Consider the following 25,888-nt stretch of genomic DNA (forward strand, 5'->3'; position numbering starts at 1 on the left):
GTGAGTAACGGGATTCCAAGTTTTTGCTGAGCGGGTGAGTTGGCCTTCTGCGGCGGGTAGGTCCCGGCAGGATTGCAGAGTTTTGCCGGCTTGGTGGGCGAGCCGGGCTTCGGCCGGCCCACCCAGTGCTACCCAGTTGGGTTTCTGGTCTGGGCGGCCGTGCTCGATCAGCGTCTCAGCCTTGCGCAGGGCAGCGATCGCTCGTCTCGATGATTTCTCAGCGGCGTACGCTCGCGCCTGGGTGAGCACGAACAGGCTTTCCACCGCAGGATCTACGTGCCCGCGGACCAGGCGTAGCGCCTCGTCGGCTACGTCGGTGCAGTGCTGTGTACGGCCGAGGTCCATGGCCTGATGCGCGAGAATGCGCAGCGTATAGCCCGTGTGTGCATGGGGATCGGCGACGTGGGCAAGCGAGTACGCGCGCAGGTAGTACTGCTGGGCCAGCCCGGCGAGTCCGAGATCGTGGGCTTTCCAGCCGGCCAGGTAGGTGGCTTCGGCGGCGGCGCCGTACATCTGCTTGCGAATGTCGTCGGTGGCGAACCGGCTGCTCAGATAGGTGGCCACGTCAGTGGCCAGGTACTCGGCTACGGCCGTCCGGGCGTGCCCGCCGCCGAGCCGTTCGTCGGCGGCGGTGAAGGCTGCCGTCATGTCTCTGACCGCTTGGACTTCTCCGGTGCCGACCATGGCTTTACCCCGGGCGGCCCGATCCGATCGGGCAGCGTGCTCGATGGCTTGACCGAGTGGCAGCAGCAGGGCACCAAGTGAGTAAGTGATCACGGTGCGTCGGTCCACGTCGGCCCGCCCCAATCTGGCGATGGCGTCGACGGGGTCGCCGAGCGCCTGCTCCTGGTCGAAGCTCTCCTGTTGAGACGAGGTTAGTCCGATGTCGGCCAGGGTGAGCATTCTGCCGGTGTGCCGCGACAACGCCTCGCGCAGATACTCCGCGGTCTTGTCCCGGGGCCGGATGCCTGAGGCCCACTGTGCGATGGAGGCACGGGTACTGCGGTCTTTGCCTCTGTTCTCCTTGGCGACCAGCCGCACGGTGCCGGCGAGAGTTTCGTAGCCGCAGTCTGCCTCGGTGATCCGCGCGGCCAACGCATGGTTGGGCGAGCGTGAAGTGGTACGCATGACCTGTCTCCAGTTTCGTGGAGTAGCCGCGCCGGGTGACATCCGCCGGCGGTCGGCCTGGCGTGCCGCCGACCGCCGGGACGGTGCCGTTAGGCTGCCTGGCCATGAACGCGAGAGTGGATACCCGCATCGCCGGCGTGATCCTGGTCGACGGAGCTGGACGGCTGCTGTTGCAGCTACGGGACGGGAACACCCGGGTGGATCCGCACCGCTGGTGCCTGCCAGGCGGGCACGTCGACGAAGGTGAGGACTTCCTCGCCGCAGCTCACCGGGAGCTGGGCGAGGAGACCGGCCTCAAGGTCGACGAGCTCACCCTGTTCACCCAGGAGTTGCTGCCCTCGGCGAAGTTCCCCGGTGCGGTCGGCGAGTTTGCGATCTTCTACGCGGCCACGGACGCCACCGACGAGGATGTGGTGTGCGGGGAGGGGGCGGCGATGCGGTTCGTCGACCGCGCTGCGGTCGCCGGCCTGGAGTTCGGGGCCGCGTACGCGCAGGTGGTGCCGCGGTTCCTTGCCTCGGCGCAGTACCAGGCGCTCGTCAGCGCCTGATCCAGGTTTCCGCGTTCGCCTGGTGCATCTCGGTCAGGATCGCCTCGACGTCGTAGCGGTAGGACCAGGCCGGGTAGTGGTCAGCGAATTTGGCGGTGGAGCCGATCGTCGCCGACCCGGTTGGCCTCCTGTTAGGCGGTGATCATCGGCTCGCCGGTGATCTTCTCCGCGAGGGCGACGGCCTCAATCAAGCTGGTGTTCGAGTGCCGGCCGCCGCCCATGTTGTAGATCTCGCCTTGGCGGGGTGCCCGGAGGATGCCTCGAAGGCGGCCACCAGGTCCGTGGAGTGGATCGCGTCGCGGACTTGTTTGCCCTGATAGCCGAAGATGTTGTAGGCGCGGCCTTGACCGGCGCCGCTGGGTTCGGGCCCGACCGGCTGACTCCGTCGCTGCTCGGCCGTTGGACTGGAGAAGGGCCACCAACATGACCAACGTGCGCGACGAGTACGGAGAGCAGGCCTGGCGATTCTTCAGCGGCCTGCACCGGGTGCTGCTCCGGCTGGCCGGGCAGATCCCCGATGAGTTGTTGACCGGTCTGCGGTCAGAGCTGGGAGAGGGCAATATCGCGGAGGTTCCGCACATGGTGAGCGCTACGGCGCTGGAACTCGGCGTCTCGCTGACCACGGAAGATTTCTCGCTGCTGCGGGAGGTGACGCTGGCCGTGCAGGGTACCGATCCTTGGGGTGCGGAGCTGGTGACGGTGACCGAGCAACTCCCGGCGCCGGACTTCCGGTTCTTTCCCGTGACCGCCGACGTGCTGGCCACCGACGCGACAAGGATCCCCCGGACGCTCGACCTCACCGACCGGCCCGGAAACACGCTGCTCGATCTGCCGGCGCACCTCGGCCACCTTGACGATCTTGTCCTGCGCCTGACCGACAGCTGCGACTCGACACAGCACAACGCCGCCCGGCTAGAGGAGGATGTGGTGTCGACCGCGCGAGCCTGGCGCTTCCCCGCTGCCGGGCCGATCGTCGGCGGGACCCGGGTGGTGCTGGTCGAGGTGAGCGAGTACGCACCGGCATGGGCGATCGCTGAGACCATCCGGCGCGACCTGTCGCGGACCGAGTGCCAGGTGGAGGTGTACTGGACGGACGAGGTTCTGCCGCCCTACCACCAGGCCGCGCTAGCAGGTGCGGCACTGTTCTGGTGTGCCCGCTCGCCTGCTGCCCGGGAGTAAACACAGTGACCAGCCACAGCCGCTGAAAAGGTGAGTTCAACCTCGGGCAGCTGCTGGAGGAACGGCGTGCCGCCCTGGACCAGATCGGTATGATGCGGGTCTCCTCCGTTCGGCGGGTCAGTTGCGGCCGTGCGCCCGGCGGGCGGCGTCGAGGTCGATCGTCGTGCTACTCAAGGCAGCGGCCAGGGCCTCGTCTTCGCGGCCGGCCTGGGCGCGTTTCCACCGCTCGTCGAACTGGTGCAGTTCCTGGGCGTGCTCGCAGCGCGAACCGGGGGCCTTGCCAGAAGCAGCGCAAGCCCCAATCCTCCGGCAGTGCCAGCCGCAGCAGCCGGTCCGGGTGGCTCAGATTGGCGATCGCGACCTCGACGGCGGGTCATACCGCCTGCCCGATGCCAGGACCGTGATCGTGCGCACACGTCCAGCACCCCGGCCGAGGAAACACTTATCTGGCCCTCCTCCCGACCGATTCGTGGGACCGCCTCTCCTGCTGGTGGCGGGGCAGGGCGTTTCCCACAACGCTCTCACGATGAAGGGCATACCTTGAAGAAAACAGCGCTTCGGGCCGGCGCGGCCATGCTTACTGTCGCGGCCGTACTCGGTGTCGGCTCCCCAGCCCTAGCCGTCCAATGGGGATCTCAGAGCTCTCCCTACATCGCCTACTCAAACAAGGTGGCGCAAGCAAAGGGCTGGGGCGACTACGGGAACTACAACAACCAGTACGCGCGCGACAACTCTTACCAGTACGACGCCAAGGCAGGCGGACAGAGCGTTTACGTCCACGTTGAGTTCGGCTTCTTCTTGAAAGAGGGGTATTCCGGATCGTTCAAGGAGACGGCACGTACGACGTCGGCAAGTTGGGTCTTCAAGCAGGTCCAAGTCTCCCTGAACAGTCAGTCGGAGAAATCTCGCGGCACCACCCAGGTGTGCGAAGACACCGCTTACTCGTGGGACCCCTGCTCCGACCCCGGGTACACCTCTTTTAGCTACTGACACGCCTTCAAGGCGGTATGCTGTCCGGTGACCTGTTATCCAGGCCACCGGACAGCATAATATCCACACGAGAAACTTTGATTCCATGCTCGATATCCGTGACGTCTCCCACGAATACGGCAAAAGAAATGTCTTAAATACGTTATCCCTTAAAGCAACTACAGGCGTTGTTGCTCTCGTGGGTGTAAATGGGGCGGGAAAGTCAACCCTGTTATCAATAGCAGGAGGGGCACTGAAACCCAAGAACGGTAGGGTGACGGTCGATGACGCCGACGTATATCGAATTAAGAGCCGTCGCACCGCCCTGCGAAAGCTCTCCATAATGCCACAAAGATTCTCGTTCCTGCCTCGGTTCCGGGTGGGCGAGTTCGTGGAATACATCGCCTACATGAAGGGCCTCAGCTGGAAAGGCGCACGAACTGCAGCAGATCAATCTCTTGAGCTTGTAGGACTGCAGAGTCGAAAGATGTCACGCATGGGGTCACTATCCGGCGGAATGCTGCGCCGCGTCGCGCTCGCTCAAGCAATAACGACCAAACCCGAGGTTTTGATCCTCGATGAACCTACGACGGGCTTAGATCCGGAACAGCGAGCTGGCGTACGGGATCTGATTAAAACAGTATCCGCCGATCGGGTTGTCTTATTAAGCAGTCACGTTATGGAGGATATAGAAACTGTGGCCGAACGTGCGGTTATCCTTCATCGAGGAGATTTCGTTTTCGACGGGACTCTTCCTCAATTAAAGTCATTAGCGCCTGATAGCGAAGCTCCGGATGCAGCTGAAGCGGCATTTCTGAAGATCATCAAGTCTACACCCGAGGCTGTCCAATGAGAGCCGTCAGGATGTGGATCAAAAACGATGGCGGATACTGGGTGCCCGTCATGCTGTTGATTGTTGGATTCTTTTCCTTGTTTAGCCGAGGAACGCCCTGGCAAGGGGAGTGGGTGTGGACCGTCGACTGGGCAAACGGCATCACAATATTAACGGGTCCGCTACTCGCTGGTGTAGTTGCTTACCACACTCAGCGAACTGCACGTAAAGACTGGAACCCGATCTCATATACAGCGATAAGGCCAGGATTGCCAATTCTCCACCAGGCAATTGCGGACTGGATGGTGGCGAGCGCCTGCCACTTGATCGTCCTCCTGGTTGCATTGACGATGACAGCAGCAACCCGTCCATCAAGCACATTCTCCCCAGCACTCTTGATGTTGGGACCCATCGTGCTGCTCGCCTTTGCAGCCGTAGGCGCGCTATCGGGTTTACTTATACGATCGATCGCCAGTGCGCCATTATCGGCAATAGTAGCCTTCGCGCTTACCTATCTGGGCGCGACGGGCGCCATCCCGGCATTATTTCGTGTCGGGGGCTCAACGGGATCGCTGGTCGGCTTGACGGCGAACACCTACGTCAACTTAGCTATAGCAGCATTCTCGTTGTGCTTTTCGGTAGTCATCGCAACTGTCGTCGTTATCGCTCGGGCGCCGATTGTTCGACTTACTTGGGTTGCGCTAGGCACGGTTGGTATGGTCATCGCGGCTTCGTCGTATGTTGCGCTCAAAAGCGAAGGAGGCGAGCGGTACGTTTTGTCAAAAACTCCAATCGAGTACGTTTGCAAGGGTGCAGTTCCCGGCGTCTGTATGGCGAGCGGAACGACTAGGCAACTCGACAACTTGGCCACTTCCATGCAAAAGCAGGCTCAGGTATTGACGTCGCTCGGAATCAGGCTGCCGGCCAATTTCTACCAAGAGGTGCCCAACCATCGTCCCGACCCGCATCAGGGGCTAATCATCATGGCCACCGACGCTGTCAATGCATCTGATCCGAATCCGAGCGATGTCGCGGACTATCTCTCCCTTCCTGCTGCTTGCCAGGAGTACTACGACGGAGGTACTCCGCCGGAAATTCCTCTTCAGGCCAGAGCGATCGTGGCTGATCTTATCCGGAGCAAAAACGGGCTCCAACCATTCATGCTGGGCACTGATCAGCTGAGCAGCGAGTGGATGAAGAGCGACCGCGTCGATCCGTGGCTGAAAAGCACCTATGTCAGCCTAGAGAGTTGCGAACTCGATGCGCTTCATCTGCCATTTTAGCCTCTTCGCACGTGCAAACCGCCTTCACTTAGTTTTCGCATTATCGACTGCTTCGGCCATCGGTATGCTTCACTGGGGTAACGTCTCCGTCGACCTTCCAGTCGGCGACAGCCCGCTCCCGCTCACATTCTGCCTCCCTTTGACTCTTGCCATGTTCCATGGACTATCGTTAATCGACTGGTGGCCCAGCTTTACACCGTCCGCAGTCAGGCCGGGGTTTCTTTTCCGACTTTCGATAGGAATCGTTTCATCCGCGATCGCCGTCGGACTCTCAAGTTTTGGCCTGCTGACCGAATTCGGTCCTAGTGTCGTCTCAAACTCTATGTTACTGGTGGCAGTAACGCAGATATCCGTCGTTCTGCTGGGCGAACGGTACTGGTCTGCCACGATAGCGACTGGCCTGATCGTTTTTACCTTTCAGCTATCTATAGGCGCATCGGGGCTTGAATATCGTGCTTTTATGGCAGGCAACTATGGCCTGGCTTCTTGCACGGTCCTATTGTTTGCCTCACTAACACTGTTTTCTTTGGCAGGACCAAGAGGTAGAGGTCGCCTTGTCGGAGATGAGATCTAATCCCAAGTGATATTGCATGTCCACACGGGTGGCCACGATGATCTGCTCGTCCTGCCGATGGTGAACTAGCCTCGGCCCTTCGTTAAGGGCTGTCCAAGGAGTGGACCGGAAACGAGGAAGTGCCCTCTGATCAGGGAAAATAGGGCTTGTCGAGAGTCCTGTTAACCCGTCACGGAAGGCACTTGCTGGGTGAAGACTACCCGAACACGTCCGAAGATCATGGTGACCGGGGACGGGCGGGGCGTGGTCGGTCACGCCGGTGCCCGTCTGCTCGCCGATCTCGCCGATGCGACCGGTTTGACCAGCGCATTCAGTCAGGCCTTGGCAGGACTGCGGCAGCGGCAGCGCGGGCATGACCCGGGTCGGATCGCAGTCGATCTCGCCGTGATGCTCGCCGACGGCGGCGAGGCCATCGCTGACCTGGCAGTACTGCGAAACCAGCCAGCCCTGTTCGGGACGGTCGCGTCTGACCCGACCGCGTGGCGGCTGTTGTCGCAGCTCGACGAAGCGATGGTGGATGAACTGCGGGCCGCCCGAGCCCATGCCCGCGAGGCCGCCTGGGCCCAGCACGCCGAGGTCCGTGGCGACCTGCCGCAACCGAGGGTGGCCGGTCAGCAGGTGGACGGCCTCGTCCTGGACATCGACGCGAGCATCGTGATCTGCCATTCCGAGAAGGAGTCGGCGACCCGCACCTGGAAGAAGACCTTCGGGTTCCATCCGCTGCTGTGCTTTCTGGACAACACCGGTGAAGCACTGTCCGGTCTGCTGCGCGAAGGCCGGGCCGGTTCGAACACCACCACCGACCACATCACCGTCCTGGACCAAGCCCTTGCCCAGATCCCCGACGCCCACCGGCACGGGACCCCGATCCTGCTGCGCTCGGATTCGGCCGGATCCAGTCACGGTTTCCTCGCCCACATCCGGTCCTTGCGTGAGCGGCACCTCGACATCCGGTTCAGTGTCGGCGCCGCGATCACCGAACCGGTACGAGAAGCCATCCGGGCCGCGGCCGGCTGGGTCCCCGCCGTCGACACCGATGGTGACCTGCGTGAACATGCCGAGGTCTGCGAGATCACTGGCCTGTTCGAGGCGGCCGGCTGGCCCGAAGGGACCCGGTTCCTGGTCCGCCGGGAACGCCCGCATCCCGGCGCCCAACTGAGCTTGTTCGACACCATCGAAGGCTGGCGGCACCAGGTCGTGGCCACCGACACCACGCCCGGTAATGGCAGCATCCAGTTCCTGGAAGCCCGACACCGGGCTCACGCCAGGGTGGAGGACAAGATCCGAACCGGCAAGACCACCGGCTTCGGCCGGCCCGGATCACCCGCACCGCTCGGCGGACCCGCCTCGCCATCGCCGCCGACTGGCCTTGGGCCGATGCCCTGACCAGCGCATTCAGCAACCTCACGGCACTACCCCGGCCTGCCGGCTGACCCGGCGGCTCACGCCCCTACCAGCAATACGGAGGAACCCGGCCCCGCCGGGCCCTCGGCATGCCAGCACAACACCGACAAACACCCGAATCGGACTCATCGAATGACGGCAATATGTCGACGCTTAAGCGAAAGACCGAGGCGCTAGTCCGCGAGTTCTGACCATCACGTTCAAATTGCGTGTCCCTAAAGGACTGCGCGCCAACATCCGCGGCAAGCGTCTCGACACCGCGGTCGCTCGGATCATCGGCGCCGTGCAGGGCATCGTCCCGGCGGTCTTCCCGTGGGCCGACAAGATCGACGTCGAGTCGAACTGGTCCTACGTTTGGTGGGAGCAGCCCGAGACGATCACCCTGCCGACGACCGACGAGAACACCGTCACCGAGCCGGCCACCGCCGCCGAGGAAGCCGCCCTGGTCGACGGCGTCGACACCGCCTCGTAGACAAACGCCCTGTCCCGGCTGCCGCGGCGAGCAGCCGGGAGCGGCAGCCGACGCGCCTTCACCGATCAGGCGCAAGCAGGCCGGGCAGCAGAAGCCCGGCACCGGCAGGCCTCGGTGATCGCGGTGATGGCGGCCCATGCCTGGGCGGCCGGGTCGGTGGCCGCCTCGATCACGCCCAGATGGATGCCGTTGTCGAGGCATAGACATGACTTGAGGTCACCGATACCGTACTGAGAGTCATAGCGATAGAGTTCGATCGACGGGGGCTTGGATGCGTACAACACTAAATCGGGCTGGCGGGATTGTCGTCGCGTTCACCACTGCGGTGGCAATCATGTTCGGGATGACGGCTCCTGCAGTCGCTCAGAACGTGGGAACCGTCCTCAACCGGGGAGATCAACTGAACCCCGACGACTTCATCGAGGTCACCTGGCCCGGTGGCACCTACTGGCTCATCATGCAGCTCGATGGCAACCTCGTGCTGTACAAAGGCGACCGTGACCATCACGTCACCAAGGTCTGCTGGGCCTCCAACACCGCCGGTCGGGGATGGAACTCCGTCTACGCGAAGTACCAAGGCCAGGACGGGAACTTCGTTCTCTACACCTTCAGTGGCTTCGCCATATGGGCCAGCAACACAGTGGGGGTCCCTGGCAACACCGTGGACGTGAGCGGCAGGGGCCGGCTGTTCGTCGGCACCAAACGAATTTCCGGTGACTGCTGAGGCCTTGGATCTCCGCCCGCGCCGGGTTCTCCCACTGCTGTAGCGGGCCGCCCGGGGCCCGGCCTGGGGGTCACTTCATCCGCCAGTTGACGCCGGCTTCGCCTTCGAAGCTGGTGATGGCGAGGTCGATGTCCGGGGCGGTGCTGGGGTCGGCGCCGAGGTCCCACGAGATAGCAAGACGGAACTGGATGACCGCGTCGTCGACTCCTGCTTCGACGTACGTGCTGGCTTCCTCAGGAAAGTCGGGGTCGGGCACGTGCACGAGGGCGCGGTACGCGGCTTCAAGTTTTCCGCTGATCCGGCATGTCATCGTAGTGCCGTCGCGGTGCACGTCATCGAGCGTGAGTGCGGCCGGTAAGTGCTCGGTGGTGCTGGACTCGATGTCGGCGGTGGCCCCGCACTGCTCGCGGATGCTCTGCACGAGGCGGGCCTCGGTCGCGTCGACGGCCACCTGCATGCCGGCGCGCAGCAGGTGCGACCACGGACTGCCGCAGATCTCTTGTACCCACGACCACCGGGTCTGGCCCTGCCGGTCCAGGGCGAGAGTGACCGGCAGGCGGCAGTAGTCCAGGCCCAGGCTCAGGTCCCGGTGCACGAGGAAATCGACCCGGTCCTCGTCAAGCAGCGCCAGGGTCTGCACGACGGCCGGCGCGAACTCCAAGAATTCGCGGCGGGCTCGCGGGCCACTCAGGTCCGCCGTGGCGGCGGCGACGAGGTGCCGGCCGACCGTGCCAGCGGCCTGCATGTCACGGACCCGCGCGGCGACGCGCGGGCCGCGCCGCCGCGCGTCGCCAAGCCTCTTGAGCAGGACGGGCGCGTCGGTGTAGTCGTGGTTGCTCTTCTCTCGGTTGCACGGCGTGCAGATTGGGGCGAGGTTGGCGACGTCGTCCAGGTGGAAACCGGGCGGCAGCCGGTATTGCTCGATCACCTCAGCAAGGCGGGCCGGACCGGTGGTGAGGGGGATGATGTGGTCGATCTCGGTGGTGGAGACCTCCAGCCGCTCGCGACCCAGTAGCAGCGCCAGTCCGATTCCTCCAGCAGGGCCAGGCGCAGCAGGTCGTAGATGTGGCTGCTGTAGCGGATTGGGGCCGGCGGGCGCCCGTGGTGGGTGCTCACCGCTCACCCTTGGCCGGGGGTGAAGCCGCCGCCGCGCAGTGCGGCGAGCAGGTCGTGGTAGCGGCGGTCCGCGGCGTCGCGGTCCTGGCTCAGGTGCTGCACCTGCCGGGTGGCATCGGCGCGCGCGGCGTCGAGCTCGCGCTGCAGGGCCTCGGCGCTCCGGCCGGCCTGCTCGGCCTGCTCGCGTTGCTGCCGCAGGTCGGTCTCCAGCGCGGCGATCCGCTGCTGGCCCTGGTCGCGCTCGCCGGTCATGTCGGTGAGCGCGGTGTCCGCCGCGGCCGCGGCCTGCTCGGCGCCGGCCCGGACCTCGGTGAGGACCCGCTCCCGGTCGGCGACCGTATTCTCGGCGGTCAGCAACGCCTCGCGGGTGCCGGCGAGCTCCTGACGGACCCCGGCCAGTTCCCGACGCAGGTCCTCGACGGTCTGCCGGATGGCGTGCAGATCCTGCTCGGCGTTCTCGGCCCGGGTGACGGCCTCGCGGGCCTTCTGCTCGGCGGCCTCCCGGCCTGCGATGGCCCCGCCGCGTTCGCGTTCGGCGACGCCGAGCCGGTCGGTGGCCTCCTTGACCCAGGCATCGGCGGCCGCGGTCGCCTTCTGAGCCTGGACCTCGGCCGCCCGGGCTTTCTCCGCGGCGGCCGCCGCGTCCTGCTCGGCAGCGCGCTGGGCGCGCAGCGCCTGCTCAGGGCGCTCGGTGGCGTCCCGGGCGTCGTGCTCGGCGGCGGTGCGGGCCCGGTCGGCCTCGGCGACCTCGTCGTGCAGGCCGCTGCGCAGCTCACGAATCGCGTCCAAGACCTCGGCCAGATCGTCGGCGACCGGAGAGAGCCCGTCCAGGAGGGCTTCGGCGCGGTCGTCGAGGACGTCGACGAGGGCGCCGACGTTATCATCTGCCAGATGACGCCTTCTGATCCGTCGCCCGAACCTGGCGGCGACGGCTCCCGTACTCGTTCGCGACTGCTCCGCGTCCTGCGTCGCTGGGTGCCGCCGCACCCGGAGGTCGCCGCGGCCGTGCAGGTCGTCGCCGGCGTGGTGCTAATTGCGGCCACCCGCGAGCGCGGGCTGGTCGCCGGCCTCGGCGCGGGACTGGTCGTTCTCGGCCTGCTGGAGGGTCTAGCCGTGCTGACCTGGCAGTACCGCGACAGGCGCCGGCAACCGCGGCCGCCGCGGTGACACAAATCGTGGCCTGGGTCCCCCCGGTCGCATTGCAGGGCACAGGACCCGCCCTCCCAACCGAAAATCGACATTGGAGGAACCGGGCGCGTGCCCAAAGGCGATGGTGGTGGGGTCGGCAACGAGCGCGGCAGCACGCACCGGCGCGGGCTGGCGGTGCTGCTCGCCGCGAACGGCCTGGTCGGCCGTGATCTGCCGCTGCCGTCGGGTGAATCGTTCGTGCCGGAGCGGTTGGAATTCGAGACCGACCAGCCCACCGACGACGTCACCTGCATCAGCACGACGGGCCGGCGGATCTTCTTCTCGGCGAAACGCAAGACCGGCGACGATGCGCAGAGCCTCGGCGCGACGGTGGACCAGTGGGTGGCGCAGGCTCGGGCCCGATCCTGGCGCGACGGCGACCTCCTAGGACTGGCCACGGCACAGCTGACCGGCGCCATGGAACACATCCGCCTCGCCCTTCAGCGCCATCACCAGCGGCCCGGCGCCCGCGGCACGGTCGATGAGCAGAAAGCGTTGAGCGCCTTGAAGAAGCGGATCGCGGCCGCCGCCCCCGACGAGCCACACCTGCAGGCTCGGGTGCTCGACGCCGCGTACGTCTTGGTCGTCAGCGCCGTCGACCCCGAGGATGAGGACTTCCAGGTCACGGCCGACCGGCTGGAGAACACCATCGTGGCCGCCGGAGACGGCATCGCCGCGGCGGGCGCGTTGTCGCACGCCTTCCACACCCAGGCCGGCAAGAAGTCCGGGAGCAGCATGCCGGACTGGGTCCGGACGTTGCGGGCGGCGAAATTGACCGTCTTCGCTGACGGCACCGGGCCAGCCGGGGCGGCCGAGCACGCCCGCCAGCTCGCCCTGCAAGGCCACCTCGCGCGCCTCGCCAGCCAGCGCGGCCGGATCGATCTGGCCATGCTGGCCGAAGACCTGCCACCACTGATCGTCGGGGACCTAGCTGACGGGCTGCGCGTCGTCGTGCCGGACAGCGGTGTCCGTTTTCCGCTGCGGCATCCGGACCGGAACACCCGGCCGTGGCTCGAGCCGGAGCCGGAGCCGCTTCTCGCAATCGCACGTCGCTGGCCTCGGCTGATGCTTACCGGGCTGCCCGGTATGGGCAAGAGCACCGCGCTGCGGCAACTCGCCGCTCGCTGGGCCGGCGATGCGATGGCCCCGATTCCCATCCTCGTCCCTCTGCCCAAGCTGGCCGACCGATGTCGGCAGGCCGCCGATGTCACTCTCAGCGAGTTGTGCGCGGCGGCGGCCCAGTCGGCGCCTTCCGGGCAGCGCGTCGATCTCGTCACCGTCCTGGAACAGCGCTGCCAGCAGGGAGACGCCGTCCTGCTGCTCGACGCCTTCGACGAGTGCGGCCACCGGCGCTCGTGGCTGGCCGACGGACTCCACGCGATCCTTGCCGGCCTGCCGCCACACCTCGGCGTGGTTCTGGCCACCCGCGACAGCAGCCGTCCGGCCGCCCGCCGGCTCGGTCTGCCCACCGTGGATCTGGCTCCGGCCGCGAACCTCCAGCAGGTGCTGCACCACCTGCTGGCGCACATCGCGGACGTCCGCGCCGTCGATGCGGCGCACCGCGAGCGATGGATCGCCCGGCGCCGCGGAGCGCTGCGGCAAGCGTTGCGGGGACAACCGGACATCGGCGGCGTGCCGCTGCTGGCAACACTGATCACCCTGGTCGTCGCCGACTCACCCACAGCTCCGGCACCGCGCGGCCGGGCGCACCTGCTGCGCTCGGCGGTGCAGCACAGCGTGCTGCGCTGGGAACGCCACCGGCCCGACACCGTCGGCACTGAGCCGGGCCAGCCCGAACAGTTGCTGGACGGCTTCGCCGCCCTCGGCGCCCTGCTGACCTCCGGACCGGTCAGCCGCGCCGCAGCGGTGCACGCGGTGTCCGCGATGCTGATGCAGCGCTGGGACGTGCGAGGCCCGGGCGGCGCCGCGGCACTCACCGAGCACATCCTGCGGTTCTGGGACGAGCACGTCGGGGTGTTCGTCGCCACGGATAGTGGCCTCATCGAGCCTCGCAGCCGGGTCTTCGCCGAGATCGGCGCCGCGATGGCCGCGACGTGGCTTCCCGACGACGAACTTGCCGCCTGGGTCAGCGCCGCGGTCACCGAGCCCGAACGACGGAACGCACTGGCGCTGACCGGCGAGCTGGAACCCCGGGTGCTGCCGCTCCTGCTCGTCGACAGCGGCGACCTCGTTGCCCGAGCACAGTCGGTCATCTCGATCATTCCGCGGCATCAGGCGGTGGACGAGGCCCAGCTGACCGCGCTCCTGCCGCTACTGATCAACGCGGCGGACCAGACTGCTGACCAAGCCTCCGCACCTGGGATGCCACGGAAGCGCGACTTCCTGCAGGCGCTGGCCTCCCTGTACCTGCCTGCTGACCTGCGCGGCTGGCGGCGCCGCGCCCTCGTCCAGGTGTGCCAGACCCATGAACAGCGGGTCGTGACGGCCGCGCTGGCCGCACTGACCGACGCCGCGAGCGACAACCAGCTGCTGGACGCTGCTCAGGCGAGTGCCGTGCGTGACGTGTTCGCCCTCGCCCTGGAGGACATGTCGCGATTGAATCGGTCGCTGTCGGACTCGCAGCCGCCAGGGCGAGGTGCGCGGCTTCACCGCCTGGAGGCACAGGTTGCTCTGGATTCCATCACCCACCTATCGGTGCTGGGTGAGGATGTAATCCCCCTTATCCGTCAGCTCGGCAGAAGCCGCGGTGCCGGCCTTTCCCAGGACATCGACGAAGCGCTGGCCGGCAGTGGCTACGCCGTACCGGCCGATCGCCTCCCACCGATCGAGCAGTGGTCCTCGGTGTTTCCTGAGCAGTGGACGTCGCTCTTCAAGGACGACCACATCCTGCCGGTCCTCAATTGCGCCGCGACGATCGCCGAACCGGCCGACGAGATCCGCGCCCACCAACGGTGGCGGCTCCCAGACCTGTGCCGACTATTCGACATGATCAACGTACGCGGCGCGACCGCCGACGGCTACCTCGCCGCCCAGCGCGAGCCGGACTCCGTTCGACTCAGATGGCTGAAGGCCGCCGCGATCGCCGGCGGCCTCGATCTCGCCGCCATCGCAACGCAAGCCACCGCAGCCATCGCCGAACACGGCAACCAGCCGCAACCCACCATCTGGACCATTCTCAGCAGCCCAAGCCCGGACAGGCCACCCGCCGCCGATCCCCACCGCCTCACCGATGCCGACCTGGAGGGGCTGCTCGGCGCGGTCGCCGCCGAGTCCGACTGGATCTCAGCATCCGCCCGTCAGATCCTGGAGAACGTCACCAACGACCAGCTCAGTGACCGGCTTACGAGAATGCTGCCCCATCTGCCGCCGGACCGGTACGAGCCCGTTGCCGAACTCGCTCGACGCATCGGCACCGCGCCAGTCATCGGCGCCGCCCCGTCGACCACGGGCGAGACGACTTCGCGCCCGACCGGCCCTGCAGCGCTTCGGAGCCGCTTCCTCGCAACTCTGATGGACGACCTGAGGCGATCCGGAGGAAATACCGATGAAAGCTAACGCCCGGGCCACTGACCCCGACGGCGAAGCAGCAGATGCCTCACGGCACATTCATCCGGCCTGCCGGCTCACGTGGCACCGGAGAAGGTAGACCGTGACTACGCCAGCCGAGAACCCCAGTTACCAGACTCGCGCCGACGGCGCCGGCCTGGACATCGACACCGTCTACACCCGCTGCCCGCAGTGTGGCATCGTGGCCACCAGTACCGGCGTCAGCTACGCCATCACCGCCGACGGCGGACTCGATCCCGCGCACCCGCTGGAGATCACCTGCAACGCCGTGGGGCACCGGTACTCCGCCGCGTTCATCGACCTGCTGGCGCACGACGCCACCGCGACGTGCGTGCGCTGCGACACCGTCTTCGCGGTGCCGGCCGTCGCCGACCAGGTCGTCTGTCCGTCCTGCCGGCTCTACCAGGACGGCCCGTTCCTGCACGCCGACGACAGCCGCCGCGCCGAGCTCGACCGCACCCGGCAGGCTCACCTCGCGCAGATCCGCGCCGAGCTCGACCGCACCCGGCAGGCTCACCTCGCGCAGATCCGCGCCGCGCTGCGGGCGAGCCGCCCACCCCCGGGAGTCTCCGGAGACGACGAACAGCCGGTGCCGACCCGCTGCATCCGTTGACCGTGACCGCCGACCACGGAGCCGCGCCGACGCCACGGCCCTACACCTCGGGCAGCCTGCTGCAGGTCCACCACACCCTGCGTCGGCTGGGCCAAACGCTCGGCAACCTCGTCGACCACCAGGACGACAGCGCTACCTGACCGCCAGCAAGTGGGCTGGAGCCCGCGCGGACGGTTCCGGCGCGCCGTTGAGTAGACGAACCCGGTCGAGCGGCACCCGTGCCCGCGGTGTCAGGCGCAGCCCGGCTCGCCGTGCCGATCGCGATCCGGCGTGGTCGCGACCTCGTAACACACCGGCCGGTTCACCAAGGTCGGACGGCTGAGCAAGACATTGCGGGTATTCACACCGGTCGACCGCGGGCCCGGGCAATCGTGACACTTCGGGCAGCGTGCCCGGCTCATAGGCATCGCCTGAACTCGGCGAACCCCTGCCAGGCCGAGCAGGTCACGGACCTGCTGACTCATGCGCAGCTCAGGCCCCGGGCCGGCGGGCTCGGGCATGGCGCGCTCGGCGGGGTAGTGGTCAGGCATGGCCATGACCGTACCGATCCGCGATCTTGAGTACGAGCCGTCAACGCGGCGGGCCCGGCAACATTCCGATCGGGCCTGCAAATCGTCGCTGGACACCACAACGAAGCACCGCCGTGCACTTCCCCAGCGGCGTAAATGCGCAGGGAAACGAGGTGAGCCATGTCGGCGGGCATCGCGTGGGACGGAGCCGGGCGCATCGTCGGCGTCGACGACGCCCTGGCCGCGCTGCAGCGCGTCGGCGCGACCCCCGAACGGCCGGGCACGACCACGACCGGAGCGCTGGCGCACCAGGCGGAGCCGAGCGCACCCAGCGGCCTCGACGTTGCCGACCTCAGCCGGTTATTGCCGGCTGTGACGCCGTCCGACCGCTGCTGCCGTGGGCCGGGCTGCGTCGCGGCGCGACGATCGCGGTGGTCCACTCGACCACGCTGCGCGATCGAGAGCAAGGTGTCCCGCGCCGAGCTGCGCGCGGCAGTCGCCGGGATCGCGAAAATCCTGCCGCCTGCCGACCCCGACCCGGACGGGGAGTGGCGGGCGCATCTGCTAGAGCGGATGGCCACGGTCCGGGGGGTTCGTGCCGCTGCTGTGCAAGGTGATCGAGTGCGGAAATCACTGGCCGAGCCGCCTCTCCTCCGGCCCGGCCCGCAGGGCCTGACTCGTTTCTCGCTGCGGCCACGTGATCAAGATCGAGTGATAGCCGCATTACGCTAGCGCAGCCGCCAGCCAAGTCCTTTGGCAGCAGGCGCCGAAATCCAGGGAGCCAAGGCCGCATGGACATGGAGCGTTGGGAGCAAAGCTGCTCCAGTCCTCGTCAGGATGAACTTTGAACATTCCAGCCATTTCTGGGTATTCTTCTGCCGGATCAGGTTTCGCGAAATATCGGTGAAGGGCGAGGTCGCCGAACATTAGGCGCCATGAGCCATTTGGGCGGAGTGTAAATTCTTCCATGCCTTTGAGATAATTCTTGGCTGACGAAATTACGATACTCCAAGACCAGCCACCCATAAATAGATCGAAGATCTTGGCGCCGCCCGGCCGATCCAGCAGCTCAGCTATGACGATGCTTTTCGGATTGGCACCTTGAAGGTCGGTTCCGGCCATCCATTTCGTGGCGACGACGAGAAGTGAATGATCAGGATAGTCGTCGTTAAGGATGCGCGTTCGGAGGCGCTCGATCAATGGCTGGTCGAGTCGGATCTGGTCATACGGAGCCGCCCTCGCGTAGTGCACTTTGTAAAGAATGCCTAGTAATCCGCGAGTGATAAGTGTGTGGTTGATGCCCGCTAGCGTAGGTCCGCGACCTAGAGTCACGCCAATGCTGGCCAAGTCCGCAGACGTTCCACGAGTCAAGCGACTCAGATAATCCTCCGCCTTACCAAGGAAGTCTTCGCAGGAAGCGCAGAGTAGATAGTGCTTGTCGCCATCTTGCTTGCGGAAGCTGACAGTTCCTTGACGCGCCGTTCCAATTACACCTCCTTCGCTTTTCATCCATTTGTAAGCCCACTTGGGGGCAATGTGACTCAAGATTAGCGTCGAATCTTGACGGCAAAGCGCGCAATAGTGGAAGGGTGCAGTGGTTCTTGCGTCGCTTCCCAGTAGCGGGGATACAGATTCGCCGGACTCAAGTTTAAGTCTGTGCTGCCAGGTCCCTGGCGCCTTATGTGTTTCGTAACTTCCCATACCAAAGACCTTCAAGAGCGCGCCGTGACTAGTTTACCCATGAACCCTACCGCAATAAGGCGATCCTGTTCACCAATAACCCGGTGGGTGGATTCCATATGACAAGGCCGCTATTAGTTCAGAGAAGGCGCCTTGCTGGCGGTCGTTGAGCTCCGCCCACGCCGCCCGCGGCGACGCCGGTCTGATCGGATCGTGGTCAGGCTTGCGCGCCACGGCGCTCCCCCAGCTCGGTGACGCCCTCAGATGCGGTGGCCGGGTCCGTCGGCTCGGTGGGCGCTCGGCCGTCGTCGGCTCCGGGGGCGGCGTGCGTCGCGGCGTCGGCGGCGAGCAGCAGCCGGGCCTGGTGGTAGATCGCGCGGTGCGCGGCGCCGTCGAAGCCGTGCCGGATGTAGCGGGCCGGTCATGCTGCCGGTGTGGCCGAGCACCCGGGCCGAGGTGGTCTCGGGGACGCCGGCTTCGTCGGCGGCGGTGGCGAACCCGGCTCGCAGCGAGTGCCCGCCGAGCGCGTCGACGATCTCGGCGGGCTGTCCGGCGTCGGCCGCGGTCCCCTTGACGATGTCGGCCACGACAGACGGGCTCAGCGCGGTGGAGCGCACGGCGGCGCCGCGGGTGAGCCCGGACAGCAGCGGCACCGTCCCGGGCCGGGGCTGTACCCCGCGGTGCAGGTGGCCCCGACGGCCGGCGGCGTCGAGCCAGGCCAGGGTGGTGCGGACCGGACACAACCAGGCCAGCTCGGGCGGCGCGTACGGGATGTCGATGAGCCGCCCGGCACCCTCGGGGTCACGCTTGGACTTGCCGATCAGCACCCGCAGACCCTGCTCGACTAGCTGTAGCTGGTCGACCGGCAGGCCGGCCAGTTCGCTGCGGCGCAGCGCGGCGAAGAAGCCGAGGGTGAGCACACACCGGTCGCGGACCGCGCTGTACCAGGCCAGCCGGTCGCCGATCAGCGCGGTGTCGTCCGGGCGCGGCCCGGGGACGCGGGTGGCGAGCATCGCGGCCAGCAGGGGCAGGCTGATCGCGTCTTTGCCCTCGGCGCGCACCCCGTGCACCCGGCGCACGCCGTCGCGTACGCGTCGGAACCGGTCGTCGCTGGTCGGGGAGCGGTATCCGGCGTCGAGGTGCCGGTCGCGGATGGCGGCGAGCCGGCCGTCCTGGGTGCTGACGGCCAGGCCCTGCAGTGCCATCTGCGCCAGGTACAGCGCGACCACCTCGACGTCGGCGGGCGGGCCGGCGGCGAGGCCGAACTCGGCGCAGAACCTCTCGAATTCGGCCCAGCCTGCGTCGTACTTGCGCACCGTGGCGGCGGCCTGCGACGACGCGGCGTAGCGGCCGCCGGCGGCGGCCAGCGCGGCGAGCCGTTCGGCGTCGTGGTCGTCGGCGGGCCGGTGGGTGCTCAGGTAGGCGTCCAGGTCGAGCCGTCGCGCCGAGCCGCGGTCCGGGGCGACGATCTGCCCGGACACCGCGGCGGCCGGCACGAGGGCGGCCTGCGGGTGGCCCTCGTCCGACGGCGGCGACACCTTATATATAGAGGCGCTCACGCGATATATAGAGGCGCTCACGCGTCGGCTCCGGGAGCGCCTGGTTCGTCGATGCCCTGGGGCGCGGCCGCAGCGAATCCCGGCGTGGTGTCAGGGCCGGTCAGGGTGCGGTAGTCGTACGCGGTGACCGCGATGGTGTCCGGCAGTGGGATCGGCCCGGCGAGCAGGGCGGGCAGTCCGCGGGCGGCGGCGACGGCCAGGGTGGTCCGCTCGGCCAGGGTCGGCACGCCGGCCTTGGTCAGCTCGTATTCGATCACTCGGACCGATGCCCAGGCGCCGTCGCGGCCCGACTCGGCCACGCCGAGCGCGGTGAGGGTGTCCATGATGCTGGTGAAGCTGCAGCCGGGTCCGTCGGCCTGCAGCGGCAGACCGGCGTCGAGGACGGTGTGCAGCAGGTCGTCGGCGACCGCCTCGGCCAGCAGCAGCCGGGGCAGCAGCGCGACCAGGTGCTCGGCGCCGGGGGCGCCGTCCAGAACGGCGGTGACCACGGCGGTGTCGGCCATGATCGGGCCGTCGGCCGGGAGCGCCGCCGTGGCCGGCCCGCCGGCGAGAGGAGCCGCCGGGGTGCGGCCGGGCCGCGCCGCCAGGGCGGCGCTGAGGGTGCTGGGCCCGCCGGTGAGGGTCAGTGCGCTGGACACCGCCCGGCGCAGCCGGGCCAGTGCGGCGGCCGGGGTGGACACGATTAGTTCGCCGGGCTCGGCGCCGACGCCGAGCACGACCAGGCCGGTCTCGAGGCCGGTGGCCGCGGCGAGGTCCTTGGGTAGGTGCAGCCGGCGGCGGGCGTCCAGGGTGGTGGTCACGGTGATCACGATTTGCCCGTCCGCAGCACGGTGGCGCCGTCGGCGAGCAGCGCGTCGATGTGCTTGTCCTGGTAGCGCTTGCCGTCGGTGCCGCGCCACACGAAGCCGATGCCGTCCATGATCCGGAAGGTGGCGATGGTGTCGGTGGCCACGACGCTGCCCTGCGGCAGGGTGGCGGCGAGCCACGCGCGGCCGGCCTCGGTCAGCTGGTAGGTGTCGGTCCGGCCGGCGATCTGCTGCTCGGGTGTGGTGAAGTGCGTCGCGATCAGGCCTGCAGCGATCATGTCGGCGAGCACCGGGTCGGTGGCGATCGCGGCGGTACCCTCCGGGCCGATCGTCCAGGTGCCGCCGGCGGCCCGGAGGGCCGCGTCGAGGTGCGCGGTGGTGGTCTGCATCAGTTGTCTCCGTGATGGTCGTGCCGCGCGGACCCGGGGTCGGGGGGCGGGGTGTGGCCGGTGGCGGCGAGCATCTGCGCGTACGAGTCGTACAGCGCGGGCCAGTCGTCGCCGGGTACCAGGACGGCCGGGTCGATGAGGCCGATGCTGATGCCGAGCCGGACGAGGGGGTGGGCGTGTCCGACGATGGCGAGGTGCCCGGCGCACAGCCGGGCGTCCGCGGTGCGGCGGTGGCAGCCGAACAGCACGCCCAGGGGTGCGTACGGGTCGCCGGGGTCGGGCTGGCCGAAGTCGGGCTCGCCGGGGATCGTGCTGGCGGCGTAGTCGGGCAGGTTGTCGTAGCCGACTCGGTCGGCGTTGTCGCGCCGCCACGGGCACGGCCCGCACGGGCGCTCGCACACCTGGACCGCGGTCAGCATCCCGGCGGGGCCGAGCGGCAGCGCCGAGGGTCCATCGGTCTGCTCTCCCACCGCGACATCCGGCGCGGGTTCACCGCCGCGCTGCGGGACTAACGGCGACGCAGGGGAAGGCGTCACGGATGTGGTCATGGAAACAGCCTAACCCGCACGGGCGGCATTGTGGGGACGCTGATGTGCCAGCCCCGCAAAGTCGCCTGATGCGGGCTGCACCGTACTGGAAGGTAACTAGCGAGAATATTCCATTCTCGAAAGTTACTTTCAGCCGGGTTCTCCGAGGTAGATGCGGGTTCGCGCAGGCGGAAGGCGAGCTTTACCACCGGACGGGTGTGCCAACTTCGCCTTAGCGCTAGAGCGGAGTGGAAATACCTGAGCCACAACCCGCATGATGTACCGAGCGGAAGCGCTCGGCAGGCGAGCGGTATCGCGTGAGGGGGAAAGCGTGAGCAACACCCGCAATTACGAACAGCGGTACAGCCTCGCCCAGTACGCCCGCCGGGTCGGACTGAGCGAGGGCCGGGCCCGGGCGCTGTACTCCCACGCCGACGGGAGCCGGCTCGCCACCGCGGACGGCACCGACCCGGACGGCAAACCGTTCTGGTACGCCGCGACCATCGACGCGTGGTGCCAGCAGACCCAGCGCCGGATGCCTGAGGATGCCCGCTGGCCGTACCACTGGCCGGCCGCCACCGCGCCGGCCCCGGAGATCGAGCGCACCGACGTCACCATCACCAGCGACTCCGGGCGCACCGCCCGGGTCTCGGTCATCGTCTGGGACGCGCCGCTCGGGCACGTCGTCTACGTGATGCGCCACGCCGACCAGCCGGACCTGTCGAAGGAGACCGCGGCCCGGGCCGCCGCGTACGTGCTGCAACCGGCATTCTGGGCCGAGGCGATCGTGCTCGTCCCGGAACCGCGACTGTTCGGCAGCGCGTACCCCCCGGGCTCACCCGGCAACCCGTACGAGAGCATCGACGCCTATCAGCTGGTCGTCCCGGACGCCGGTTCCCGGCCGCAGCCCGCTGCGCCTACGCGCCGGCTGCCGCGGTTCCTCGCCGCGCTGCTCGACGACCCCGACCCTGCCGTGCCTGCAGCCGCGGCGGACCCGGACCGCGTCGTTGCGAAGTCCGTCAGCTACCCCTACGCCCACGCCATCGAGCAGGTCCTCGGCCGGCCCCTGCCGGTGTGGTTCTACGGCACCTGCACCGCCGCGGCGGTGCAGCGGATGCTCGCCTACGGCGACACCGGCGCCACGTTCACCGTGCCGGACACCGCCACGTCGTGGCCCGCCACCTGTGAGCGGCTGACCGCCGCGGTGGACGCCGGGATGCCGCAGCGCTACCCGCAGGCCTTCGCGCTGCTCGCCCAGGCCGTACTGTCCACTCTGGCTGGGGTACGCCGTGACCACGCCAGTGCCCGCGAGCGCGGCGACGGCTGGTACATCGTCGCTCGACCCGCCGACCCGGGTTGGCCAGTCGCGCTGGAGGCCCTGACCGCCGGGGCCGCCGAGACCCCGTTCGACGCCGTCGCCGCCGCCGCCGAACTGCCCCGCATCCGCGCGGAGGAGGCCGACCTGCCCTGGGACGACCTGTACGCCGAGGCGCTCTACGACACCGCCGGCGTGATCGGCGCGAGGCTGCGCACCAGCCACCCCGAGGTGGTCTTCACCGCCGACACCGTGCTGCGCGTGGACACCGCCGGCCCGGTCACCGATCAGTACCTGAGCACTCTCACCCCGCTGACCGAGGACGAACGCGAACACCCGACCCGGCGCCTGGCCCGGCTGCTCTGCGCCGAGACGAACATCGACGCAATCCGCGAGCATCGGCTGCTGGACCTCGCTCAGGCCGAATTGGAAGGGCTCTACCGCGACCAGGCAGGGCGCCTCGTCGCGCGCGAGCGACCGGCGTACGGCGACGACTCCATCGAACTGAACGCCGAATGGCCCACTGCTCTACCGCAGGGCTGGACCGAGCGCACTGTCATCGCCGCCGACCCGCACCGGCCCGCCTTGGTCGTCGCCCTCACTCCCACCTCGGACGGCGACCTGCACGTCGACCCGCTGCCCAACCCCGGCGGCGAGCCCGGCTACACCTGGGGCTACAGCGGCAGCGGCCCCCGCACGCTGTATCAAGCTCTGGTCCGCTGCGCGACCGGCGACTTCAACGCCGACCCCGACAACCGGTCCTGGCTGGCCGACCTCACCGACAGCTGGCACGACACCACCGGCAGCCCGCTCTATCACTACCTGGTCACCCTCGACGGCCCGCTGCGGCTGTCCTGGCCCCAGGTCCAGCAGTGGGTTCGCGCGGACCTCGAATCCCTCAACCCGCCCGAGACCACCGCAGGCTGACCACGACACCGACGGGCCACGACCTGCTGTCCGAGGCTGCCCGCCGACGCAGTACGGCCGCAGCGCGACCTGCGCTGCGGCCAGCCCTGGCCAGGCTCGCAATACCGAAACAAGCTGTAGTGACATCGGGCACTCCACTGCGTTCTCGGTCGGTCCATGGGGCTACTGAACGGTCGCATCTGGGGTGTGCTGGCTCCGAGTCGGCGCCACGCTACCCGGTATCCTCAGCTGGTCATTCCACAGCGCAATACGAAGATCTGTTGCGGCCGCGATTGCCGATCGCGAGGGTAATCCCGCCCTCAGATCGCAACGCGTTGTGGAGGATCTTCGTGGCCAACGGAGACCCGGCCAAGCTGGCCGGTGACAGCAGCACAAGGAAGTCCGCCATAAGGCGGTGGTTCGCCGCCGCACGGCGCTCCGTCACCAGTAGCCGAATTGCCGCGGTTGCCCAGGTGGGGAGGCTGGTATGGACGGTCTTCGAGGGGCTGCGCGGTGAGGGCGGCCCCTGGTAGGAGCCGCCCGTAGGGCACCGCAAGCGGTGGGCTCCGTCCGGCAGAGAGGTGAGATTCGCCTGCCGGATGGGGTTCCATCCGCAGTCACCATGTCGATGACTACTCCACGATATCAACCTCCGGTAGTCACGTATCCGGCGTCGAGCAGCATGCCCGCCAAGCCGCAGGCTCGTCCTCAAGGTGCATTCGCGTTGAAAACTGCCATGCGACCGTTGCTACGTATACCGGCTCAACGACCAGAGCTGGTCGGCCGTGGCGACTGGTCTGCCGGATACGGCCGAGAGGACGCCGAGCGCGTGTCACCCGTGAGACGTACCAGGCCATGAAATTTCAAAGTGGTGGCAGGCGACCTACCCGCAAAGCGGTCCCTGCCTCTGATCGGTGACCTCGGCCGGGCGATCGGGGTACTGGCCGCGGTGGGTGGGTCCAGACGTCAAACTGCGGGGCGGCCTAAACACCGATGGCTCGGTGGTCACGGCGTCGGGCTGGTCCCGGCCGAGCACCGGTAGGCGGCGTAGTCATCGCCGGCGTCTGCGCGGGCGCGCAGCTCGTCTGTGTGACCGTGCTCGGCCAGTATGTTGACCAACCGGTAGGCGGCGTAGTCGTCACCGGCGTCTGCGCGGGCGCGCAGCTCGTCTGTGTGACCGTGCTCGGCCAGTATGTTGACCAACCGGTAGGCGGCGTAGTCGTCACCAGCGTCTGCGCGAGTGCGCAGTTCGTCCGCCTCGGAGATGTCCCTAAGAACGATGAACTCGTCGTCATCGCGCGCCCGCAGCATATTCCAGCCGGGACGAGTCAGACGCGCGATCTGGACGTCGGCGCTGATGACACCGGTGCGAACGACGAGGACGTTCTTCGGCTCATGTTCCATGAGCCGAGCGAGCAATTCCGGGTCTAATTTCGGAATTTGGTCAGCACTCAGCGCAAAAAGCAGCGAATCCGCCTTCGAATTCCATCTGAAATCAGAAAGGATCGCCTGTGGCAGGTTTCCCGCCAACTTGGCCACACCTGCAATCAAATCCTTGCTGGTGGGCAAGATCGGTCCGCTGTCTGGCACGTCATACACGACGTTGACTACCCCGCGCACGGCGGAGTCTTGGGGGTTCAGCTGCGAGTCTTGGGAGGTTGGCTGTGCCCCCGTCTCAGGAAGCACTTCCTGATCGGTGGCGCTGGCCGCCGCTTCGACGTCGCCATGAAGCGCCCGTAGGAGTCGAGAAGAAGCACCGTACTGACGGAGTTTGCTGACGAAGCCGGATGAAATGGTTCCAGGGCGAGGGGCAGGAAAGCGAACCACGTTGGTGCGTTCGACCGGGGCGGTACACCGTTCAGAATCAGCCTCAAAGCTCATGAGCACTCCACCATCCTCGCGGCGGCGGGCCGAGACGATCTACAGCCGTGGCCAGGTCTTTAAGGATACGCTCCATGCCCTCGCTGGAGAGATCGTCGAGCTTGAGGGCTCCACTGAGCAAGAGACACCCAACGGTCTCACCGCTGAGGCGGTCGAACGAGGGCGTCGCGAGAACCACCTGCTCGCGAGGGCTGCTGTTCAGCTGTCCCCAATTCATATTAAAGCGGTCCGAAGCTGACTTCTCATTCCATGCGTCTTTTCCGCTCAAGATCGCTCGACGGGAGAAGTCTCCCCAATCCACAGCCACGGATTCCTGAGAGTCGAATGCGCTGCCGACCACCCCGACACCAACGGCCCACCAGGGCGCAGCATGAGATGTGCCCACACCCAGCCGTACCGAGGCGATTCGCACCAACCGTCGCTGGAATAGCAGGTAGTACCAGCGTACCCGGTAGTAGCTCACCGATACCTCGTCCCAGCGTGCACCGGTGAGATCAACTACCGCGCACAAGACCTGGCTGAGCTCAGCCTGTAGGTCTAAATCGTACTCACGTATGCGATTGGCGCGCACTAGATGAGTGATCTGGCGAGTCTCAGTAACCACGATGAACAGAGCCAGGACCGCGACACTCATCCACTGTATGGCGACTGCAGCCGGGTGCTCCCACACCTTCTTACTTGGAAGATTCAACTGCGCCGCTGTCACCACGGTGGTTGCCAGGGCCACCGCAATCACGGCGCCCACACGGAGGACCTTT

The 25,888-nt window shown here is 67.2% G+C and carries 24 protein-coding genes and 2 pseudogenes; 15 read left to right on the forward strand and 11 right to left on the reverse strand.

The window, feature by feature from the left end; all coding sequences use genetic code 11:
* Window positions 1-1,128, reverse strand: a 1,128-nt coding sequence (locus tag Acy02nite_RS44590; protein WP_203755805.1) for an NsdA family TPR-like regulatory protein, incomplete at its 3' end; no start/stop codon positions are given.
* 104 nt (window positions 1,129-1,232) lie between these two features.
* Between Acy02nite_RS44590 and Acy02nite_RS44595 the strand changes: the two genes are divergently transcribed.
* The 7 genes and pseudogenes from Acy02nite_RS44595 to Acy02nite_RS44625 all read left to right on the forward strand — a co-directional run bounded on the left by Acy02nite_RS44595 (window position 1,233) and on the right by Acy02nite_RS44625 (window position 8,389).
* Entirely contained in the window at window positions 1,233-1,676 is a 444-nt protein-coding gene (locus tag Acy02nite_RS44595; RefSeq protein ID WP_203755807.1) for an NUDIX domain-containing protein, read from the forward strand.
* 423 nt (window positions 1,677-2,099) lie between these two features.
* Window positions 2,100-2,855, forward strand: a complete 756-nt coding sequence (locus tag Acy02nite_RS44600; RefSeq protein ID WP_203755810.1) for a hypothetical protein — start codon at window positions 2,100-2,102, stop codon at window positions 2,853-2,855.
* 540 nt (window positions 2,856-3,395) lie between these two features.
* Window positions 3,396-3,845, forward strand: coding sequence for a hypothetical protein (locus Acy02nite_RS44605; RefSeq protein WP_203755812.1), 450 nt, complete (start codon window positions 3,396-3,398; stop codon window positions 3,843-3,845).
* An 85-nt stretch (window positions 3,846-3,930) separates the two neighbouring features.
* Window positions 3,931-4,677, forward strand: a complete 747-nt coding sequence (locus Acy02nite_RS44610; RefSeq protein ID WP_203755814.1) for an ATP-binding cassette domain-containing protein — start codon at window positions 3,931-3,933, stop codon at window positions 4,675-4,677.
* A gap of 11 nt (window positions 4,678-4,688) precedes the next feature.
* The gene (locus Acy02nite_RS44615) at window positions 4,689-5,939 is read left to right on the forward strand and encodes a hypothetical protein (RefSeq protein ID WP_203755816.1); all 1,251 of its coding nucleotides are present in this window, start codon (window positions 4,689-4,691) and stop codon (window positions 5,937-5,939) included.
* A gap of 793 nt (window positions 5,940-6,732) precedes the next feature.
* Window positions 6,733-7,946 (forward strand): annotated as a pseudogene (locus tag Acy02nite_RS44620) (IS1380 family transposase).
* A 176-nt stretch (window positions 7,947-8,122) separates the two neighbouring features.
* Window positions 8,123-8,389 carry a hypothetical protein gene (locus tag Acy02nite_RS44625; RefSeq protein WP_203755818.1) on the forward strand — a complete coding sequence of 89 codons (267 nt, stop codon included), beginning with the start codon at window positions 8,123-8,125 and terminating at the stop codon, window positions 8,387-8,389.
* Between the two features lie 65 nt (window positions 8,390-8,454).
* On the opposite strand, the gene Acy02nite_RS44630 is transcribed toward Acy02nite_RS44625, so the two are convergent.
* Window positions 8,455-8,670: a hypothetical protein gene (locus tag Acy02nite_RS44630; RefSeq protein ID WP_203755861.1), complete on the reverse strand. Its 216-nt coding sequence runs from the start codon at window positions 8,668-8,670 to the stop codon at window positions 8,455-8,457.
* Here Acy02nite_RS44630 and Acy02nite_RS44635 point away from each other — a divergent pair.
* Complete coding sequence (locus Acy02nite_RS44635; RefSeq protein ID WP_203755820.1) at window positions 8,661-9,113, forward strand: hypothetical protein; 453 nt, start codon at window positions 8,661-8,663, stop codon at window positions 9,111-9,113. The genes Acy02nite_RS44630 and Acy02nite_RS44635 overlap by 10 nt on opposite strands.
* A gap of 70 nt (window positions 9,114-9,183) precedes the next feature.
* Here the strand turns inward: Acy02nite_RS44635 and Acy02nite_RS44640 are convergent, their stop codons facing one another.
* Together Acy02nite_RS44640 and Acy02nite_RS44645 are read right to left on the reverse strand one after the other, a co-directional pair.
* Window positions 9,184-10,041, reverse strand: a complete 858-nt coding sequence (locus Acy02nite_RS44640; protein WP_203755823.1) for a hypothetical protein — start codon at window positions 10,039-10,041, stop codon at window positions 9,184-9,186.
* A 191-nt stretch (window positions 10,042-10,232) separates the two neighbouring features.
* Complete coding sequence (locus Acy02nite_RS44645) at window positions 10,233-11,018, reverse strand: hypothetical protein (RefSeq protein WP_203755825.1); 786 nt, start codon at window positions 11,016-11,018, stop codon at window positions 10,233-10,235.
* Window positions 11,019-11,120: 102 nt separating this feature from the next.
* Here Acy02nite_RS44645 and Acy02nite_RS44650 point away from each other — a divergent pair, with 102 nt between their 5' ends.
* From Acy02nite_RS44650 to Acy02nite_RS44670, 6 genes and pseudogenes are all read left to right on the forward strand, one after another.
* Complete coding sequence (locus Acy02nite_RS44650) at window positions 11,121-11,396, forward strand: hypothetical protein (protein ID WP_203755827.1); 276 nt, start codon at window positions 11,121-11,123, stop codon at window positions 11,394-11,396.
* 90 nt (window positions 11,397-11,486) lie between these two features.
* On the forward strand, window positions 11,487-14,933 hold the full coding sequence (locus Acy02nite_RS44655; RefSeq protein ID WP_203755831.1) for an NACHT domain-containing protein: 3,447 nt from the start codon (window positions 11,487-11,489) through the stop codon (window positions 14,931-14,933).
* A gap of 94 nt (window positions 14,934-15,027) precedes the next feature.
* Window positions 15,028-15,558, forward strand: coding sequence for a hypothetical protein (locus tag Acy02nite_RS44660; RefSeq protein WP_203755835.1), 531 nt, complete (start codon window positions 15,028-15,030; stop codon window positions 15,556-15,558).
* 2 nt (window positions 15,559-15,560) lie between these two features.
* The gene (locus Acy02nite_RS44665) at window positions 15,561-15,698 is read left to right on the forward strand and encodes a hypothetical protein (protein WP_203755838.1); all 138 of its coding nucleotides are present in this window, start codon (window positions 15,561-15,563) and stop codon (window positions 15,696-15,698) included.
* Window positions 15,699-15,774: 76 nt separating this feature from the next.
* A pseudogene (locus Acy02nite_RS47855) lies at window positions 15,775-15,846 on the forward strand (zinc finger domain-containing protein); the annotation flags it as partial.
* Window positions 15,847-16,247: 401 nt separating this feature from the next.
* On the forward strand, window positions 16,248-16,799 hold the full coding sequence (locus tag Acy02nite_RS44670; protein ID WP_203755841.1) for a hypothetical protein: 552 nt from the start codon (window positions 16,248-16,250) through the stop codon (window positions 16,797-16,799).
* Here the strand turns inward: Acy02nite_RS44670 and Acy02nite_RS44675 are convergent.
* From Acy02nite_RS44675 to Acy02nite_RS44695, 5 genes are all read right to left on the reverse strand, one after another.
* Window positions 16,791-17,612 carry a hypothetical protein gene (locus Acy02nite_RS44675; RefSeq protein WP_203755843.1) on the reverse strand — a complete coding sequence of 274 codons (822 nt, stop codon included), beginning with the start codon at window positions 17,610-17,612 and terminating at the stop codon, window positions 16,791-16,793. The genes Acy02nite_RS44670 and Acy02nite_RS44675 overlap by 9 nt on opposite strands.
* Window positions 17,613-18,007: 395 nt before the next feature.
* Window positions 18,008-19,327 (reverse strand): site-specific integrase, encoded by a 1,320-nt coding sequence (locus Acy02nite_RS44680; RefSeq protein WP_239175864.1) that lies wholly within the window; start codon window positions 19,325-19,327, stop codon window positions 18,008-18,010.
* Window positions 19,324-20,106 carry a hypothetical protein gene (locus Acy02nite_RS44685; protein ID WP_203755845.1) on the reverse strand — a complete coding sequence of 261 codons (783 nt, stop codon included), beginning with the start codon at window positions 20,104-20,106 and terminating at the stop codon, window positions 19,324-19,326. Before Acy02nite_RS44685 ends, Acy02nite_RS44680 begins: the two co-directional genes overlap by 4 nt.
* Window positions 20,107-20,111: 5 nt before the next feature.
* Window positions 20,112-20,501: a hypothetical protein gene (locus Acy02nite_RS44690; protein WP_203755847.1), complete on the reverse strand. Its 390-nt coding sequence runs from the start codon at window positions 20,499-20,501 to the stop codon at window positions 20,112-20,114.
* Window positions 20,501-20,971 (reverse strand): DUF6283 family protein, encoded by a 471-nt coding sequence (locus tag Acy02nite_RS44695; RefSeq protein WP_203755855.1) that lies wholly within the window; start codon window positions 20,969-20,971, stop codon window positions 20,501-20,503. The genes Acy02nite_RS44690 and Acy02nite_RS44695 overlap by 1 nt, the downstream gene beginning before the upstream one ends.
* Before the next feature lie 388 nt (window positions 20,972-21,359).
* Between Acy02nite_RS44695 and Acy02nite_RS44700 the strand changes: the two genes are divergently transcribed.
* On the forward strand, window positions 21,360-23,270 hold the full coding sequence (locus Acy02nite_RS44700) for a hypothetical protein (RefSeq protein WP_203755857.1): 1,911 nt from the start codon (window positions 21,360-21,362) through the stop codon (window positions 23,268-23,270).
* 984 nt (window positions 23,271-24,254) lie between these two features.
* Here Acy02nite_RS44700 and Acy02nite_RS44705 read toward each other — a convergent pair.
* Together Acy02nite_RS44705 and Acy02nite_RS44710 are read right to left on the reverse strand one after the other, a co-directional pair.
* Window positions 24,255-25,130 carry a hypothetical protein gene (locus Acy02nite_RS44705; RefSeq protein WP_203755858.1) on the reverse strand — a complete coding sequence of 292 codons (876 nt, stop codon included), beginning with the start codon at window positions 25,128-25,130 and terminating at the stop codon, window positions 24,255-24,257.
* A partial coding sequence (locus tag Acy02nite_RS44710; protein ID WP_203755859.1) for a hypothetical protein occupies window positions 25,120-25,888 on the reverse strand: 769 nt, incomplete at its 5' end. The genes Acy02nite_RS44705 and Acy02nite_RS44710, both read right to left, overlap by 11 nt.

The sequence above is a fragment of the Actinoplanes cyaneus genome, assembly GCF_016862095.1.
In the GTDB taxonomy this organism is placed as follows: domain Bacteria; phylum Actinomycetota; class Actinomycetes; order Mycobacteriales; family Micromonosporaceae; genus Actinoplanes; species Actinoplanes cyaneus.

Excerpts from the sequence above, each read along its gene's own strand:
- Acy02nite_RS44610 (WP_203755814.1), top strand. The coding sequence starts at position 3,931 with ATGCTCGATATCCGTGACGTCTCCCACGAATACGGCAAAAGAAATGTC.
- Acy02nite_RS44595 (WP_203755807.1), top strand. The coding sequence starts at position 1,233 with ATGAACGCGAGAGTGGATACCCGCATCGCCGGCGTGATCCTGGTCGAC.
- Acy02nite_RS44650 (WP_203755827.1), top strand. The coding sequence starts at position 11,121 with ATGACGCCTTCTGATCCGTCGCCCGAACCTGGCGGCGACGGCTCCCGT.
- Acy02nite_RS44690 (WP_203755847.1), bottom strand. The coding sequence starts at position 20,501 with ATGCAGACCACCACCGCGCACCTCGACGCGGCCCTCCGGGCCGCCGGC.
- Acy02nite_RS44615 (WP_203755816.1), top strand. The coding sequence starts at position 4,689 with ATGTGGATCAAAAACGATGGCGGATACTGGGTGCCCGTCATGCTGTTG.
- Acy02nite_RS44635 (WP_203755820.1), top strand. The coding sequence starts at position 8,661 with ATGCGTACAACACTAAATCGGGCTGGCGGGATTGTCGTCGCGTTCACC.
- Acy02nite_RS44600 (WP_203755810.1), top strand. The coding sequence starts at position 2,100 with ATGACCAACGTGCGCGACGAGTACGGAGAGCAGGCCTGGCGATTCTTC.
- Acy02nite_RS44705 (WP_203755858.1), bottom strand. The coding sequence starts at position 25,130 with ATGAGCTTTGAGGCTGATTCTGAACGGTGTACCGCCCCGGTCGAACGC.
- Acy02nite_RS44670 (WP_203755841.1), top strand. The coding sequence starts at position 16,248 with ATGTCGGCGGGCATCGCGTGGGACGGAGCCGGGCGCATCGTCGGCGTC.